The sequence below is a fragment of the Limibacillus sp. MBR-115 genome (assembly GCF_040549425.1).
GTDB lineage: Bacteria > Pseudomonadota > Alphaproteobacteria > Kiloniellales > CECT-8803 > Limibacillus > Limibacillus halophilus.
Map to the genome: position 1 here is coordinate 395,439 of NZ_JBEPTJ010000003.1, position 13,446 is coordinate 408,884.

15 protein-coding genes and 1 tRNA gene are annotated in these 13,446 nt (G+C 58.7%); 10 read left to right on the forward strand and 6 right to left on the reverse strand.

What is annotated here, in order from left to right; translation table 11 throughout:
- Window positions 1–185: 185 nt before the first annotated feature.
- The 6 genes from ABIE63_RS08670 (at window position 186) to ABIE63_RS08695 (ending at window position 5,256) form a co-directional block, all read left to right on the forward strand.
- Window positions 186–272: transfer RNA gene (locus ABIE63_RS08670), tRNA-Leu, on the forward strand.
- Between the two features lie 133 nt (window positions 273–405).
- Complete coding sequence (locus ABIE63_RS08675; protein WP_354504037.1) at window positions 406–786, forward strand: cyclic nucleotide-binding domain-containing protein; 381 nt, start codon at window positions 406–408, stop codon at window positions 784–786.
- A 124-nt stretch (window positions 787–910) separates the two neighbouring features.
- Complete coding sequence (locus tag ABIE63_RS08680; RefSeq protein WP_354504038.1) at window positions 911–2,128, forward strand: crosslink repair DNA glycosylase YcaQ family protein; 1,218 nt, start codon at window positions 911–913, stop codon at window positions 2,126–2,128.
- Window positions 2,129–2,170: 42 nt separating this feature from the next.
- Window positions 2,171–2,566 (forward strand): hypothetical protein, encoded by a 396-nt coding sequence (locus tag ABIE63_RS08685; protein WP_354504039.1) that lies wholly within the window; start codon window positions 2,171–2,173, stop codon window positions 2,564–2,566.
- Between the two features lie 105 nt (window positions 2,567–2,671).
- Window positions 2,672–4,507, forward strand: a complete 1,836-nt coding sequence (locus ABIE63_RS08690; protein WP_354504041.1) for a copper resistance system multicopper oxidase — start codon at window positions 2,672–2,674, stop codon at window positions 4,505–4,507.
- Window positions 4,504–5,256, forward strand: coding sequence for a copper resistance protein B (locus ABIE63_RS08695; RefSeq protein ID WP_354504042.1), 753 nt, complete (start codon window positions 4,504–4,506; stop codon window positions 5,254–5,256). The genes ABIE63_RS08690 and ABIE63_RS08695 overlap by 4 nt, the downstream gene beginning before the upstream one ends.
- A gap of 54 nt (window positions 5,257–5,310) precedes the next feature.
- Here ABIE63_RS08695 and ABIE63_RS08700 read toward each other — a convergent pair whose 3' ends face one another.
- From ABIE63_RS08700 to sfsA, 5 genes are all read right to left on the reverse strand, one after another.
- Complete coding sequence (locus tag ABIE63_RS08700; protein ID WP_354504044.1) at window positions 5,311–6,024, reverse strand: hypothetical protein; 714 nt, start codon at window positions 6,022–6,024, stop codon at window positions 5,311–5,313.
- A gap of 98 nt (window positions 6,025–6,122) precedes the next feature.
- Window positions 6,123–7,418, reverse strand: coding sequence for an adenylosuccinate lyase (gene purB / locus ABIE63_RS08705; protein WP_354504045.1), 1,296 nt, complete (start codon window positions 7,416–7,418; stop codon window positions 6,123–6,125).
- A 147-nt stretch (window positions 7,419–7,565) separates the two neighbouring features.
- Window positions 7,566–8,261 (reverse strand): DNA repair protein RadC, encoded by a 696-nt coding sequence (radC, locus tag ABIE63_RS08710; protein ID WP_354504047.1) that lies wholly within the window; start codon window positions 8,259–8,261, stop codon window positions 7,566–7,568.
- A gap of 33 nt (window positions 8,262–8,294) precedes the next feature.
- Complete coding sequence (map, locus tag ABIE63_RS08715; protein WP_354504048.1) at window positions 8,295–9,119, reverse strand: type I methionyl aminopeptidase; 825 nt, start codon at window positions 9,117–9,119, stop codon at window positions 8,295–8,297.
- A 77-nt stretch (window positions 9,120–9,196) separates the two neighbouring features.
- Window positions 9,197–9,898 (reverse strand): DNA/RNA nuclease SfsA, encoded by a 702-nt coding sequence (gene sfsA, locus ABIE63_RS08720; RefSeq protein ID WP_354504050.1) that lies wholly within the window; start codon window positions 9,896–9,898, stop codon window positions 9,197–9,199.
- A gap of 141 nt (window positions 9,899–10,039) precedes the next feature.
- On the opposite strand from sfsA, the gene ABIE63_RS08725 reads away from it, so the two are divergent.
- Window positions 10,040–10,459: a hypothetical protein gene (locus ABIE63_RS08725; RefSeq protein WP_354504051.1), complete on the forward strand. Its 420-nt coding sequence runs from the start codon at window positions 10,040–10,042 to the stop codon at window positions 10,457–10,459.
- Window positions 10,460–10,503: 44 nt separating this feature from the next.
- Entirely contained in the window at window positions 10,504–11,259 is a 756-nt protein-coding gene (locus tag ABIE63_RS08730) for a competence/damage-inducible protein A (RefSeq protein WP_354504052.1), read from the forward strand.
- Between the two features lie 96 nt (window positions 11,260–11,355).
- Here the strand turns inward: ABIE63_RS08730 and ABIE63_RS08735 are convergent, their stop codons facing one another.
- Window positions 11,356–11,676 carry a DUF1476 domain-containing protein gene (locus tag ABIE63_RS08735; protein ID WP_183415966.1) on the reverse strand — a complete coding sequence of 107 codons (321 nt, stop codon included), beginning with the start codon at window positions 11,674–11,676 and terminating at the stop codon, window positions 11,356–11,358.
- 129 nt (window positions 11,677–11,805) lie between these two features.
- Here ABIE63_RS08735 and ABIE63_RS08740 point away from each other — a divergent pair, with 129 nt between their 5' ends.
- Together ABIE63_RS08740 and purC are read left to right on the forward strand one after the other, a co-directional pair.
- Window positions 11,806–12,561, forward strand: coding sequence for an NRDE family protein (locus tag ABIE63_RS08740; protein WP_354504054.1), 756 nt, complete (start codon window positions 11,806–11,808; stop codon window positions 12,559–12,561).
- Between the two features lie 112 nt (window positions 12,562–12,673).
- Window positions 12,674–13,435 carry a phosphoribosylaminoimidazolesuccinocarboxamide synthase gene (gene purC, locus ABIE63_RS08745; protein WP_183415968.1) on the forward strand — a complete coding sequence of 254 codons (762 nt, stop codon included), beginning with the start codon at window positions 12,674–12,676 and terminating at the stop codon, window positions 13,433–13,435.
- Window positions 13,436–13,446 lie beyond the last annotated feature (11 nt).

Below are 13,446 nucleotides of genomic sequence, written 5' to 3' on the forward strand. Positions count from 1 at the left end.
ATGTTGACCCAAGTCTAACCCGGAGCCATTGGCCAAGCCCATAGGCTAAGACGGCACAGGGGTGACATGGGGGTGACATGGGGGCGACATGGGGGCGGCATGCGTTCTATGACCGGGAAGCGCACCTCAGGGCTTGCAGGAATCGCAATGAACAACGAAAGTACGGCCCGCGGCGGTAATAGCACGGCCCCTTGGCGGAACCGGTAGACGCAGCAGACTTAAAATCTGCGACCCGTAAGGGTGTGGGAGTTCGAGTCTCCCAGGGGCCACCACGCACCCTTTCAAGCTCCGCACAACAGCCCGCAAACTACCGGATTCTGGAATCTTCTTGGCGTAAAACCGCCGTTCAGCCATGATGTGTAAAATTTAACGATAAAAACCGTAGGACAATCGGGAGTTGTTCGCATGCTCAAGCGCGTGACCTTTGAGCCCGGCGCGGTACTTTGCAGGGAAGGTGAGCCAGCCGATGTCGCCTATTTTTTGGAGCGCGGAGAGGTCGACCTGACCGCGTTTGGCGACACGCATAAGATCTTCTCGGGTGATGTCTGCGGCGAAGCGGCGTTGCTCGGCTCCTCCTATCACGCCACCGCCGTTGCGGTGTCCGAGGTGGAAGCCCTGAGCGCCAGTCGCGAAGACCTGTTGCAGATCATCTATACCGACCCGCAGAAGGCCGAGCTTTTCTTCGACTGCGTGATTCGCAAGGTGGCGGCGCTTTACCGCACCCTGGACCGTTTGAAGAACGAACAGGCCCAGCCCGCTGCACAAGAGGATCGCCTCGTCGGCTAGCGGCGCCAACCGGACTTGCAAAAGGGAAAGTATCTGACCGAAACTGCGATCGAGCGTTTCGGGTCGGCTGAGGCCGTCCTTCCCAGTTTCAATCTCCTAGCGCGACAGGGATGGCCGTCCGGCAATGGCTGCAGGCGATAAGACACTTCCCCGTATCACGAACCGCCAGGCCCGGCGTTTGCTGCTGGCCGCCCAGGGACTGATGGAACACCCTGGCCGAAAACTCGACCAACCCGGCCTGCTGGCTCTGATCGAGCAGATGGGCTTCGTCCAGGTCGATTCCATCAACACGGTCGAACGGGCACATCACCAAATTCTCTTTGCCCGCAATCAAACCTATCGCCAGAAGCAATTGACCCGCCTGCTGGAACGCGACCGGGCCCTGTTCGAGAACTGGACCCACGACGCTTCCATTATTCCCAGCGCGTTTTATCCCTTCTGGCAACGTCGCTTCGCGCGCGAGAGCGAGGCTCTGGCCGCACGCTGGCGCAAGTGGCGGCGCGAGGGTTTCGAGGATTACCTGGAACACGTCTTGCAACGGGTCACCGATGAGGGTCCGTTGATGGCCCGCGATTTCGGCGAGGAAGGTAGCAAACCAAAGGGCGGATGGTGGGACTGGCATCCGGAGAAAACCGCCCTGGAGTACCTCTGGCGCACGGGACAACTGGCGGTGGCGCGGCGCGAGGGTTTTCAGAAGGTCTACGACCTGCCGGAGCGCGTCGTCCCGCCCGAGCACCTCCAACCCCCGCCCGATCCGGCGGCTTTTACCGACTGGAAATGCCGCAGCGCCCTGCAACGCCTGCACTTTGGCACTTCCGGCGAGATCGCTGCCTTCTGGGGGGCCCTCGCGGCCGACGAGGCGGCGCGCTGGTGCAAGAAAGCTCTGGCCAAAGGTGAGTTGGTGCAAGTTGAGGTCGAAGGAACGGACGGGGGAAAACCCAGGGTCTGCCTGGCCTTCCCGGATCTGTTGGACCGCCTGGACGGTTTGGCGGATCCGCCGGCACGCCTCCGGGTGCTCAGCCCCTTCGATCCGCTGATCCGTGACCGTCAGCGCCTGGAGCGAGTCTTCGGCTTCACCTACCGGATCGAGGTATTCGTGCCGGAGGCAAAACGGCAATACGGCTACTACGTTTTCCCCTTGCTGGAAGGCGAACGGATGGTAGGGCGCATCGACATGAAGCATGATCGGGCGACCGGCACCTTGGGTGTAAAGGCCGTCTGGTGGGAAGCCGGGATCAAGCCAAGCAAGGGCCGTGTTGGAGCGCTTGAAGCGGAACTGGAGCGCCAGCGCCGTTTCACCAAGGCCGAGCGGGTGAATTTTGACGACGGCTGGCAGCGCTGAAATCGAGTGCTTGACCTTCCACCTACTGGAACCCTTATCTAGATGGTTATGAAACGGTTCCTCAGTCTCTTCACAGCTTTTCTGATTGTTGCACCCCTGCTGGTGCAAACGGCGGGAACTGGTTTGCTCAACCTGAGCCCGACGGCATCGGGCAAGGGACTGGCGGTCACAGCAACGATGGACCACACCGCGCATTTGGCAGCCGCAAAGCCCACGACCACGGAAACGACCAGCCCAAGCGAGGGACAGCCGCAGCGCCATCATCCGTCTCACGGCGGGCTCTGCGCTCTGTTTTGTGCAAATCCGATGGCGCAGTCCTTGCCTGAATTAAGCGTCGCGGCATTTTTTGCAACCCTGCAGAAATGGCGGACTCCGCCACTGTTGTCCGCGTGGCGCGGCTTCGCCGAGATTACACCACCACCTCCCCGACGGGCTTAGGCCGACAGAAAGTCGGTCTGAATGACAAGGCATTTGCCGCGTACTCTCGGAAGTTCTTGAGAATTCACGGCGCGTTCTTAGCCCAATCAGTTCGGGAACAAGACCATGACAACCAAACTCAACCTACGACCGGCGAGGGCTTTTGCCCTGGCGCTTGGTCTGACGGCATTGCTGAACGACGCTACCGCGGCCAAAGCCGCGCCCTACGAGTTGACGATTAACCCCGTAACGGTAACCAGCGGAGGCGAGTCACGTGCGGCCATTGGCTACAACGGCCAAATTCCAGGACCAACGCTTTACCTGAAGGAAGGTGAGGAAGCCGTAATCGCCGTTACCAACAACCTCGATGAAAGCTCATCCATCCACTGGCATGGCATCATCTTACCGTCCGATCAGGACGGCGTTCCAGGGATCAGCTTCCCGGGAATCGCGCCGGGTGAGACCTTCACTTATCGCTTCCCGGTAAAACAAAGCGGCACCTACTGGTTTCATAGCCATTCGGGGCTTCAAGAGCAGGAGGGAGCCTACGGTTCAATCGTCATCGAACCGAAGACCCCAGATCCCTTCCATTACGATCGGGACTATGTGGTCGTCCTTTCCGATCGTCATCCGGACAAGGCGACAACAATTCTCTCAAACCTGAAGAAGTCGGCCGATTACTACAACCGTCAGCAAAGAACCCTTCTGGACTTCTTGAAGGACAGCAGAGAGAAAGGCACCGCAGCCACGCTTGCGGATCGGCTTGCCTGGGGTGAGATGCGGATGACACCCACCGACATTGCCGACGTCCAGGGGTACGATCTCCTAATCAATGGCCAGACAGCGGAGCAGAATTGGACGGCTGATTTCAACCCCGGGGAGCGTCTTCGTCTACGCCTCATCAATGCTTCGGCTATGACTTACTTCGATGTGCGTATACCCGGCCTCCAGATGACTGTCGTCCAGGCGGATGGCAACAATGTGGAGCCGGTAACGGTGGATGAACTCCGTATCGCAGTCGCTGAAACCTACGATGTGTTGGTCGAACCGAAGGAGGAAACAGCCTACAGCCTTCTTGCTGAATCCATGTCACGCAGCGGCATGACACGCGCGACACTCGCAGCTGGTGGCAGCAGCAGCAGCACTGTTCCGGAAGGTCGCGAACCGCCGCTCCTAACTATGGCGGACATGGGCATGAGTATGGACCACGGCAGCATGATGCAGCATGGGATGGCGCCCAAAAGCGACGACGGCGCCATGAAAATGGACCACGGCGGCATGATGCAGCATGGGATGGCGCCCAAAAGCGACGGCAGCGCCATGAAAATGGACCACGGCAGCATGATGCAGCATGGGATGGCGCCCAAAAGCGACGACGGCGCCATGAAAATGGACCACGGCAGCATGATGAAGCATGGAGCGTTGCCGGAAGCCTCCGCCTCAGCTGAGGTCGATCCGTTCTATGCGCCCGGCAGTGGCCTGGTACCGACAACGTTTATCGAAGGCGGAAGGTTCCTGTCCTATGCGGATTTAAAGGCTGTGACGCCGCTCTATGAAAAACGCGAGCCTGTCAGGGAGATCGAAATTCGATTGACCGGCAACATGGAGCGCTACTTCTGGTCCATGAACGGCGTCAAGTACTCCGACGCGGAACCCATCAGACTGCAGTTCGGCGAGCGGGTCAGGTTCAAGTTCGTAAACGAAACGATGATGACGCATCCAATGCATCTGCACGGCATGTGGATGATACTTGATAGTGGTAAAGGCGCCCAGAACCCGGCAAAGCATACGATCAGCATTGCGCCGGGCACCACGGTCTATGCAGAGACCGAGGTAGACGCCCCCGGACAATGGGCGTTTCACTGCCACCTGCTCTACCACATGGCCACCGGCATGTTTAACAAGGTCATCGTCGAAGGCGGGCCGCAAGCAGCGCTGCCTGGCGGGGAGGTAAAAGGATGACCCGCATTGACAATAACAAGAGGATGAGCAGCCTCATGAACCTACTAAGGATACTGGCAATCACAGCCTTTATCCTGGGCATCCCATCGATCGTTTGGGCCGCAGAAATGGATGCGGGAATTTTCACAGCCATCGATATCGAAGTCCTTGAGTATCGGGTTCAAGAGGGCAAGGACCTAGCCGTCTGGGAGGGAGAGTTCCGTGCAGGCGACGACGACAACAAGGCCGTCCTACGCAGCGAAGGCGAGTACATCGTTAATGGTGACCACGTTGATTCCGCGGAATTTCAACTGCTCTACCGGCGCCTCATCAGCGATTTTTACGATCTGCAAGCCGGTGCTCGTTTCGACTTGGAACCAAACCCGACCCGGGCCTACGCGGTGCTTGGGATTACCGGTTTGGCGCCGCAATGGATAGAACTGGAGGCAAACCTGTTCCTCAATGATAAAGGGGATTTGTCAGCCCGCGTCGAAGCCGACACCGACTTCCTGTTGACCCAGAGGCTGATCCTGCAACCCAAGGCCGAGATCAATTTTGCCTTTTCCGACGACGAGCCTACCGGAATCGGGACCGGCTTCACGACTCTGGAAACCGGTCTTCGGCTGCGTTACGAGGTTTCCCGGGAGGTGGCGCCCTATATCGGCGTAAACTGGGAACGCAAGCTCGGAAATACCGAAGATTTAGCCCGGGACGACGGCGAAGAGTACGACTCCTTGGCCATCGTCGCCGGCGTCAAACTGCTGTTCTGAGAAACCACGACCGGGGCGGCTTAGCGCCGCCCCGGCAACGCTTGTCCGGCTCTTTCACCATTTCGCGCAACGGCGCTGAACTTCGCGGTATTCGCGGGGCAAATCGACCTTCTGCTGGGTCGTCGTCATGGATTCTTCCAAGCGCTTGAAAATCGGCATGACCAGGGCGCGCAGCTGGTCGAGGCTGTCCGCCTTGGCCGCTTCTGCGTCTTTGGCATATCTAGGTTCGGTGGGGCGCGGCAGGTTCAGGGAACTAAGCGACTTGTGGAAACGATCCCTATATTGGCGAATGTGCGTTTGGGCCACCTGCACGTGCTTTGCCTCGTGCTGCAGGATGGCCCGGTAGTTGCAACTTCTTTCAGAGTACTCCTTGGCCACATAGATGACGGGGGTCTCGTAGGCAACCGTCAGTACAACCCGGTTCAGCCAAAAACAGATGCCCTCCCCTTGCGGGTAGTATTTGATCTGCTGTTCCAGCGTCAGCGTGACACCGTGCTGGTGCAGTCCCTGAATAGAACCGGAGAGATCGCCCGATATAATGCCCAGAGCCGCACGGTTCTTGGAATGATCGATCCTGGCTTTGGGAATTTCGGATTCGACCCTGATATCATATTGCTCACCCGGTATCGCTTTACAGGATGCCGCCTGCGCAGCGTCGGCGCTGAACAGCGCGGACACGCCCGCTGCGGCCACCAGGGTCAGCGACTTGATAAATACGTTCCTCATGTCCTGAATTGTGGCACTGGGGCTCTTCTGCTGCACCCGCAAAGTCTCCGACGGGTCGCAAAAAGCCACAGCTTCAGATCTCAGCCCATTGGCGGACCAAGTTGCCGCAGACCTTCTCCAATCGAACCGCTTCCATGTGGTCACGCACCAAAAATTCGCCGGAAAATCACGTCCACATTCTTGGTGTGATACCCCATGTCGAAACAGGCCTCCAAATCGGATTCAGCGATATGCGCGATCACTTCCGCGTCAGTCTTCAGCTCTTCCAAGAAGTCCTTACCCTCGGTCCAGACTTTCATCGCATTGCGTTGGACGGCGCTGTAGGCCGCCTCTCGGCTCATTCCGGCTTGCGTCAGGCCTAATAGAACGCGCTGCGAATGGACTAAACCGCCCAGCATATCCAAGTTGCGCTTCATGTTGTCAGGATAGACAAGCAGCTTCTCAACGACGCCGGCCAAGCGGTTCAAAGCAAAATCCAGCGTGACCGTCGCATCAGGTCCGAACATGCGCTCAACCGACGAATGGGAAATATCGCGCTCGTGCCACAAGGTCACGTTCTCCAGCGCCGGAACCACGGCGGCTCGTACCACGCGGGCAAGACCCGTCAGGTTCTCCGTCAGGACCGGATTGCGCTTGTGGGGCATCGCCGAGGAGCCTTTCTGACCAGGCGAAAAATATTCCTCGGCCTCGTAGACTTCACTGCGCTGCAGGTGTCTGATTTCGGTCGCGAGATTCTCCAGGGAAGCGGCTACGACCCCCAAGGTCGCGAAAAAGTAGGCATGGCGGTCCCGTGGGATGACCTGCGTCGAGTGCGGTTCGATGGTCAACCCCATTTTCTCGGCAACATGCTGTTCGACCGAAGGGTCAATGTTGGCGAAGGTTCCAACCGCGCCCGAAATCGCACAGGTGGCGATCTCATCACGGGCTCGGGCAAGGCGTTCGCGGTTACGGGCAAAGGCCGCATAATGCCCGGCAAGCTTCAAACCGAACGTCGTGGGCTCGGCGTGGATACCGTGTGAACGCCCCAGACAGATCGTGTCCTTGAATTCGAAGGCCCGCGTCTTCAAGGCTGCCAGGACCCGATCCAGGTCGGCCAGCAACAGGTCCGCCGCCTGTTTCAACTGAACGGCAAGACAGGTATCCAACACATCCGATGACGTCATGCCCTGATGCACGAAGCGGGCCTCGGGTCCCACGTACTCGGCCAGGTTGGTGAGAAAGGCGATGACATCGTGTTTTGTCTCGCGCTCGATCTCGTCAATTCGCTCGATATCCCAAGCACCTCGCTCCCAAACCGCCTTTGCCGCCGCTTCCGGAATGACGCCCAACTTGGCCTGCGCATCGCAAGCATGGGCCTCAATTTCAAACCAAATGCGGAATTTGTTTTCCGGCTCCCAGATGCGTGTCATCTCGGGTCGGGAATAACGGGGGATCATGGGCGTCTCACTCCGGAAGCAGGGTTGGCGGGAATCACTGTGCCAAGAACAGTGCCGCCTAAAAAGCAAGGCAAGGCCCCCATGTGTCAAGCCCCGATCCGTGGCTGCGCGGCGCGACTTTGACCGCGCGCATAAACTTCGCACCAGTCAGAACAGGCCCAGGCTTTTGAGGCTGGTGTGGCCGCCCTTACCGATAATGAGGTGGTCGTGCACTTCGATCCCTAGCTTTCCCGCAGCCTCAACGATCTCACGGGTGATCGCGATATCCTGTTTGGAGGGGGTCGGGTCGCCGGAAGGGTGGTTATGAATCAAAATGATTGAGGACGCTCCCAGGTCAAGCGCCCGCTTGATGACTTCGCGAGGATAAACAGGCGTATGATCGACGGTGCCGCGCTGCTGCTCTTCGTCGCTGATCAGACGGTTCTTGCGGTCCAGGAACAGCAGGTGAAAGCGTTCAACCTTCTCCTCGGCCAACATGATGCGCGCGTAGTTCAGCACCTTGTTCCAGGACGACAGCACCGGGCGCTGGCGAATCTCCTCCCGCGCCAGACGCAAGGCTGCTTCCTGTACGATCTTGAGGGCAACCACCGATGCCTCGCCGAGACCCGGAAGGCGCGCCAAGTCCTCGGCCGGTGCCGACAGCAGCGCCGACAGCGAGCCGAAGCGGCGCAGCAAGTCCTTGGCCAACGGCTTGACGTCACCGCGCGGCCGTGCCCCGAACAGCAACAATTCAATGACTTCATAGTCCGACAGCGCGCTGCCGCCACGTAGCAAAAAGCGCTCCCGCAGTCGCTGGCGATGTCCGAAATAGTGAGGCGGCTCTCTTAGTTCTTTTTCTGCCACCGCCGCAGGCCCCCCCTGGTGCAAAAGCTTCCCCTATCCGTATGGCGGCTTATGCCACCCTTTCGGCGAAAGCGTGAAAATCTCGAATCCGTCTGCCGTTACGCCGATGGAATGCTCAAATTGAGCGGACAGCTTGCGGTCGCGCGTCACCGCCGTCCAGCCGTCATCCAGCACTTTTACGTCATAGCGTCCGGCGTTGATCATCGGCTCGATGGTGAAAAACATGCCTTCGGTCAAAGCCATCCCCTGGCCCCGGCGTCCGTAGTGAAGAACCGAGGGCGCAGTGTGGAACACTCTTCCCAGGCCATGGCCGCAGAAATCGCGCACGACCGAGAAGCGGTTTGCCTCGGCATAGCTTTGAATCGCATGGCCAATGTCGCCGAGAGTTGCGCCCGGCCGCACAACTTCTATGCCTTTCATCATGCAGTCGTAGGTGACATCGATCAGCTTGCGAGCTTTGACGCTGGGTTTGCCAACAAAGAACATGCGGCTGGTATCGCCGTACCAGCCGCCCAGGATCACGGTGACGTCGATGTTGAGGACATCTCCGTCCAGCAGCACTTTCCGGTCGCTAGGGATGCCGTGGCAAACGACATGATTGACCGAGGTGCAGATCGATTTGGGAAACCCCTTGTAGTGTAGGGGGGCGGGGACGGCGTTATGCGCAACGATGAAATCATGGCACAGCCGATCCAGATCTTCGGTCGTCACACCGGGACCAACATGCGGTGTAATAAAATCCAGCGTTTCCGCCGCCAAAAGGCCCGCCGCCCGCATGCCCGCATACCCAGCCTCGCCGTAGAGGGACACCCGCCCCTCCGGCGTGGTTAATTCCTTGATCATCGCGCGTTCGTTCATCCGCAAGCCGTTCCGTTCCTTGAAATCCTAAAACCCACCTAGCCGGCCCGCGTTCAACAAGGACGCGGATGCGCTTCTTAGATATGTACCCGCAAGCCGTGATCCAGGACGATTTTTTCCTTATCCAGTTTACAGCAATAGGCGAAGGCTTCCACACCGCTCCGTCGGGCCATCCGAAAAGCCTCCGCATAGGCTGGATCTATGTCCTCTGCCAATCCCACAAGACTGCAATCGCTTCGCTGTACCAAAAACAACATCACCGCGCGATACCCGTTGTGCGCCATTGACGCCAAAGCCTCTAAATGCTTGCGTCCGCGCACCGTCACGGCATCGGGAAACTCCGCTCGTTCCTTGGCGCGACACAGTGTGACGGATTTGACCTCCAAATAGCAGTCGGCAAAGCCTTCCCCCTGCAGAAGAAAGTCAATGCGGCTATTGTCGGCATAACGCACCTCAGCCTGATGCGACCGGTAGCCCTTTAGTTCCGTAATCGCATCTTGGACAAGCGCTTCTCCGACGATTCGGTTGGCGTGGCCAGTGTTGATTCCTACCAAACCGCTGGGCAACTCTGTCATCTCCCAACTCAGGGGAAGTTTGCGTTTCGGGTTGCTTGACCGTGAAAGCCAGACCCGCGCGCCCGGGTCGGCCAACCCGGTCATTGCGCCGGGATTTGCGCAGTGCACGGTCGTTTCGCTACCATCGGGCAAGATAACATCCGCGAGAAATCGCTTGTAGCGCTTTACCAGGGTAGCGGGTATCAGGGGCTGCGACAGGTTCATGACGCGGGCAGCTTGCGCGAACGAGGTTGCCTTCCGCAAGAACCTTCGGTTTCACGCGCTCTTGTTTCGCTGCGGTCTTGAAAGATTCGTTAAAGAGGAACAGGTTAGTCTAATAAGCTTATTGGTTGTCTGGAGCGTTATATGCAGTCGGTTTCAACGTCTATTTGTTTCAGCGTCATGGCCTTGCTGCTGCTGGCCGCCTGCGCGGACAGCCCCCGCCAGGAAGAAGCGACTCCGGCCGGGACCACCGCGCCCGGCACCACCGAAAGCACTGACACGACCAAGAACGCCGCCACCGAGTCTGAACCCTTGGTCATTACTCCTGAACCGCAGGACGCAAAGCGTCAGCAGGCTATTGAGTCCTGCTACCTCTACGCCGACGCGCAGGTACGCTCGTCCCAACGGATCGATCAGGATATCAATCAGCGCAACAGCACCATGGGTTTTGGCGGCGGCTATCAGTCCTTCAAAGATCAAGTCGACCCATACGCCTACAAGCAACAGCGCCAGTCTCTGTTCCAAAGCTGCATGAATTCTCAAGGCTACGGCAAATCCGAGTAGTCTGAACGAGTATGGGTTCGCTCATCCGGGATTGGTAAAACAACATGGCGAGAGACGAGGACGTAAAGGCCGCGTTGCTGATCATCGGCAATGAAATCCTGTCGGGGCGGACCAAGGATGCCAACCTCTCTTACATCGGCGAGCGCTTGAACACACTGGGTATTCGTTTGGCCGAAGTCCGTGTTGTGGCGGACGACGAGGTGGATATTGTCGCGGCATTGAATGCGCTGCGCGCGCGGTACAGCTATGTCTTTACGACCGGCGGTATCGGGCCGACGCATGACGACATAACGGCCGGATGCATCGCAAAGGCCTTTGGATTGCCGCTGATCGAGAACCCGCAGGCCCGCGCGCTTTTAGAAGCACACTACGAACCGGGGCAGCTCAATGCCGCGCGCCTGCGTATGGCGCGAACCCCGGAAGGGGCTGAACTCATAGAGAACCCCGTCAGCACCGCGCCGGGCTTCAGAGTTGAAAACGTCTATGTGATGGCCGGCGTTCCCCGCATCATGCAAGCCATGTTCGAGAGCGTCGCACCCACACTGGTAGGCGGCAAACCATTGCTGTCCCGCACCGTTGTCTGCGACCTCCCCGAAGGTCGCGTCGCCGAGGAGCTCGCAAGAATCCAAAGCCATTTCCCGGACGTGCAGATTGGCAGCTATCCGTCATTCCGTGCGGGCAACTATGGCACCAATTTGGTCTTGCGGGACACCGACGACGAGCGGCTCTCCGCCGCCGCAGCCGAGGTTTTCAAACTCGTCGCCGATCTCGGTGGCAATCCAATGAACGATCCGCACTGACGAAATCGCTGGATTTGTTGATTCAGAAAAGAAAAGCGCCGCCTGAAGGACGACAGACGGCGCTTTTTTCTAATGGTGCTGACGGTTGTTTCGACTCTATTCGGTCATGACCTGCTGTTTGGCGACACCCAGTATCTCTTCCAGCTTCACCCGCAGGCGATGCTCAGACATTTCGATACCCTTGGCAGCGAAATCGCCCATTACCTTGCGGACCAGATCCGCATCGCCCGGCTCTTCCATGTCCGAGGCCACAACCTCACGCGCATAGGCGTTTGCCTCATCGCCGGTCAGACCAAGCAGTTCCGCCGCCCAAAGTCCAAGCAACTTGTTGCGGCGCATCTCAACCTTGAACTGTAGTTCCTGATCGTGCTTGTACTTGTCTTCGAAAACCTTCTCGCGTTGATCAAAGGTGGTCATGGCGTCATGCACTCCGAATTGGGTTTATGGCTTTGGATGTAGCTTATAGCGCCTTCGGTGCCCATTTGTGAACCTTGGCTTGCAGGGTCTTTAGCGAATAATACCGTTGACGAGGGCGAAAGGGCCTTTATGTGTACGCTCGTAACTCTAAGACGACCGGGAGCCGATTGGCCCCTGATGCTGGCAGCCAACCGGGACGAAATGGTCGACCGACCCTGGCAGGCGCCGGGCCCTCACTGGTCCGACCGCAAGGACGTGATCGCGGGCCGGGACGCACTATCCGGCGGTAGTTGGCTCGGTATCAATCGTGACGGCGTGGTTGCGGCTGTGTTGAACCGCTATGGCACGCTTGGCCCCGCACCGGGCAAGCGCTCACGCGGTGAACTGGTGCTGGAGGCTCTTGACCACGCCGATGCGGCAACGGCCGCCGCGGCGCTCAGCGAACTCAATCCCGATGCCTACCGGGGTTTCAACCTGGTTATCGCAGACACGCGCCATGCCTTCTGGTTGACCCTGCGGCCGGAAGAATCGGAGATCGAATGCCAGCCCCTGCCGACCGGCCTATCGATGTTGACATCGCGGGAGCTGAACGACCCCGACAGCCCACGCATCCAACTCTATAAGCCGCAATTCGAAGCCGCACCGGCTCCTGATCCCGACACCGGCGATTGGCGCGCGTGGGAGACGTTGCTGGCCTCGCGCAGCTATGGCGAGGCGGCCGGCCCGGGGGGCGCCATGTGCGTGGAGATGGAAGGCGGCTTCGCCACGGTATCTTCTTCCCTTATCGCCTTAACTGAAAACCCCTCGAAAGTCCCCCAATGGCGCTTTTGTCCAGGCCGTCCGGACCGGGAGGCTTTCGAGCCGCTACCGCTGTTCGAGCGATAGGCGTCAGCCCCATAAGAACGCGCGTTGTGCGGGGCCACGCGGGTTGCTATACCTCAGCATTGATCTGGCTGGATGAAGCCGACCGAGCCTAAGCGAGGGAAGGATGGAATCGATGCGACGCAGACGCCTTTACGAAGGTAAGGCCAAGATTCTTTATGAAGGCCCCGAGCCCGGCACCATCGTTCAGTATTTCAAGGATGACGCCACAGCCTTCAATGCCCAGAAGAAGGGCACGATCACCGGCAAGGGCGTGCTCAACAACCGCATCTCCGAGTATCTGATGACGCGCCTGGCAGAGATCGGTGTGCCGACGCACTTCATCCGCCGTTTGAATATGCGCGAACAATTGGTTCGCGAGGTCGAGATCGTGCCGCTGGAAATCATCGTCCGCAATCTCGCCGCAGGGTCTTTCGCGCAGCGTTTCAAGGTCGAGGAAGGCACGGCCCTGCCCCGCCCGATCATCGAGTACTGCTACAAGAACGACGAGTTGGGCGACCCATTGGTGGCAGAAGAACATATCGCCGCCTTCGGTTGGGCGACCGCCCAGGATCTGGATGACATCATCCAACTGACAATGCGGATCAACGACTTCCTATCCGGCCTTTTCATCGGCATCGGCCTCAAGCTTGTGGATTTCAAGATCGAGTTCGGCAGACTTTGGGATAATGACGAGATGCGTATCGTCCTAGCAGACGAAATCAGCCCCGATTCCTGCCGTTTGTGGGACCTCAAAACCAATGAGAAAATGGATAAAGATCGCTTCCGACGGGACCTGGGCGGCGTAGAGGAGGCTTACCAGGAAGTCGCCCGCCGTCTGGGCGTCCTACCGGAAGCGGGCCCCTCCGACGCGCCGGCGCCGCAGACCATTCAGTAATCCAATCGACG

What these genes read in the sequence shown, in the direction of transcription:
- ABIE63_RS08690 (WP_354504041.1), top strand. Translation starts at nt 2,672, where the DNA reads ATGACAACCAAACTCAACCTACGACCGGCGAGGGCTTTTGCCCTGGCG.
- ABIE63_RS08685 (WP_354504039.1), top strand. Translation starts at nt 2,171, where the DNA reads ATGGTTATGAAACGGTTCCTCAGTCTCTTCACAGCTTTTCTGATTGTT.
- sfsA (WP_354504050.1), bottom strand. Translation starts at nt 9,898, where the DNA reads ATGAACCTGTCGCAGCCCCTGATACCCGCTACCCTGGTAAAGCGCTAC.
- ABIE63_RS08725 (WP_354504051.1), top strand. Translation starts at nt 10,040, where the DNA reads ATGCAGTCGGTTTCAACGTCTATTTGTTTCAGCGTCATGGCCTTGCTG.
- ABIE63_RS08735 (WP_183415966.1), bottom strand. Translation starts at nt 11,676, where the DNA reads ATGACCACCTTTGATCAACGCGAGAAGGTTTTCGAAGACAAGTACAAG.
- ABIE63_RS08695 (WP_354504042.1), top strand. Translation starts at nt 4,504, where the DNA reads ATGACCCGCATTGACAATAACAAGAGGATGAGCAGCCTCATGAACCTA.
- ABIE63_RS08740 (WP_354504054.1), top strand. Translation starts at nt 11,806, where the DNA reads ATGTGTACGCTCGTAACTCTAAGACGACCGGGAGCCGATTGGCCCCTG.
- map (WP_354504048.1), bottom strand. Translation starts at nt 9,119, where the DNA reads ATGAACGAACGCGCGATGATCAAGGAATTAACCACGCCGGAGGGGCGG.
- purC (WP_183415968.1), top strand. Translation starts at nt 12,674, where the DNA reads ATGCGACGCAGACGCCTTTACGAAGGTAAGGCCAAGATTCTTTATGAA.
- purB (WP_354504045.1), bottom strand. Translation starts at nt 7,418, where the DNA reads ATGATCCCCCGTTATTCCCGACCCGAGATGACACGCATCTGGGAGCCG.
- ABIE63_RS08675 (WP_354504037.1), top strand. Translation starts at nt 406, where the DNA reads ATGCTCAAGCGCGTGACCTTTGAGCCCGGCGCGGTACTTTGCAGGGAA.
- ABIE63_RS08680 (WP_354504038.1), top strand. Translation starts at nt 911, where the DNA reads ATGGCTGCAGGCGATAAGACACTTCCCCGTATCACGAACCGCCAGGCC.
- ABIE63_RS08730 (WP_354504052.1), top strand. Translation starts at nt 10,504, where the DNA reads ATGGCGAGAGACGAGGACGTAAAGGCCGCGTTGCTGATCATCGGCAAT.